General features: G+C 39.4%; 1 protein-coding gene. It reads right to left on the reverse strand.

The genetic code is table 11. From position 1 onward, the window contains the following. Window positions 1-126: 126 nt before the first annotated feature. A partial coding sequence (gene psbH, locus QQK25_RS24985) for a photosystem II reaction center phosphoprotein PsbH (protein WP_284190108.1) occupies window positions 127-353 on the reverse strand: 227 nt, incomplete at its 5' end.

Consider the following 353-nt stretch of genomic DNA (forward strand, 5'->3'; position numbering starts at 1 on the left):
ACTCATATTCCGGAAATACCGAAACAAAGGAATTCCACGATCGAACTACCCAAATGGCCTAGAAATACGAGTCCTGAGGGATTAATTTTGGATTCAAAAGCCAGGACTTCGTTGTTGTTTATGGGCCTAATTCATTGAAATTCCATCTAGTAAAACAGAAGAGTTATAAATTTCCAAAATAATTGATAGGAATACTGCAAAGAGAGCCATCGCGACACCCATCAAAGGGGTGGTTCCCCATCCAGGAGCCACTTTACCATATTCTGTATTCAATGGCTTTAATAAATTCCCTACACCAGTGCTTTTTGGACGAGCTTTAGAATTATCTTCAACGGTTTGTGTAGCCATAAATC

This window comes from Zoogloea oryzae (assembly GCF_030161255.1).
Taxonomy (GTDB): domain Bacteria; phylum Pseudomonadota; class Gammaproteobacteria; order Burkholderiales; family Rhodocyclaceae; genus Zoogloea; species Zoogloea oryzae.